Annotated in this window: 1 protein-coding gene; it reads left to right on the top strand. The window is 64.5% G+C overall.

From position 1 onward, the window contains the following. Positions 1-732: 732 nt before the first annotated feature. Positions 733-1,350 (top strand): PepSY-associated TM helix domain-containing protein (locus AC1VAN_RS21965; RefSeq protein ID WP_480986761.1); only part of this gene is annotated, 618 nt, incomplete at its 3' end.

Here is a 1,350-nt window from a genome sequence, read left to right on the forward strand (position 1 = left end):
GTCCTGCGCACACGGCAAGACCGGGGTTGGGCGTCCTGCCCAGCCCGCCCGAGGCATGCCTCGGGCCCATGCGGCTGACACCCCGCACTCCGACACCGCCCCGCCTCTGACAGATTTCCGGTGTCTGATGGATCTACCTCGTGCGTGGATGAATCTYCATCGRAATCGAATATKTCGACAATTGAACGAAGAGCATCCACGCRTGGCGTGGATCTACGYGTCGACCAAGGTCGACACCYACCAACAGCRGCGGGGAATTGTCGAAGGCGGGGCGATGAATCTTCATCGGAATCGAATAGTTGGACAATTGAACGAAGAGCATCCACGCGTGGCGTGGATCTACGTGTCGACCAAGGTCGACACCTACCAAGAGCATCGCAGAACGCCATTCCGRCAGATCGCGGAAAACTGTCGAAGGCGGGGTGGGTCCGGTTGCGGGGGTGTCCGCGGCATGGATGCCGCGGCCAAGCCCCCAKGGATGGGTTTACGGCGTCCCCCGCAACCGGACCCACCCCGACTACCCTCAGGAAACTCGCTTTTGATTCGGCTGTAGCTTCGGCTGTTGCTGTTGAGGTTGCCGGCCAGCGGCCGGCACTACGGCGGGTGCAGGGCGCAGCCCTGCCGGCAAACCCTCCTTGACCGCAGCGGCCCGCGACCCGGAGAATTACGAGATTAATTCTCATTTGCTGTTGCGCAGGATGCGGGCGGCAGCCTCGACGGCCCTCGATCCCGATGTTCAAGAACGTCCTCTTCCAACTGCACTGGCTGCTGGGCATCAGCGCGGGTGCCATCCTGGCCGTGATGGGCCTGAGCGGTGCAGTCCTGTCGTTCGAGGATGAACTGCTGCGCGCCGCCAATCCCGGCTTCGCCGAGATCGCCGAGCACCATGCCGACAACCAGCAGCCGCTCGCCCTGAGCGAGCTGGTGCCGTTGCTGCAGGCAGGCAGCGAGCGGCCGCTGCAGCGCCTGCGGGTGGATGCCAGCGGCCAGCGGCCATCGGTGGCACGCTTTGCCGGCGGCAAGGACCACTGGGTCTATTTCGACCCCTACAGCGGCGAACGCTTCAGCGCGCTGCGTGGACAGGCCTTCTTCGATTTCGTCGAGGACCTGCACCGCCACATGGTCGCCGGTGAACGCGGCTCGTGGATCACCGGCAGCTGTGCGATCGCACTGTTGTTCTTCACCCTGTCCGGGCTGTACCTGCGCTGGCCACGCCGCTGGTGGCACTGGCGCAGCTGGCTGGCGGTGGAATGGTCGCGCAAGGGCCGGGGCTTCCTGTGGAGCCTGCATTCGGTGATCGGCACCTGGGTGCTGCTGATCTACCTGATGAGCGCACTGACCGGGTTGTGG

This window comes from Stenotrophomonas sp. 05L44_2 (assembly GCF_056665995.1).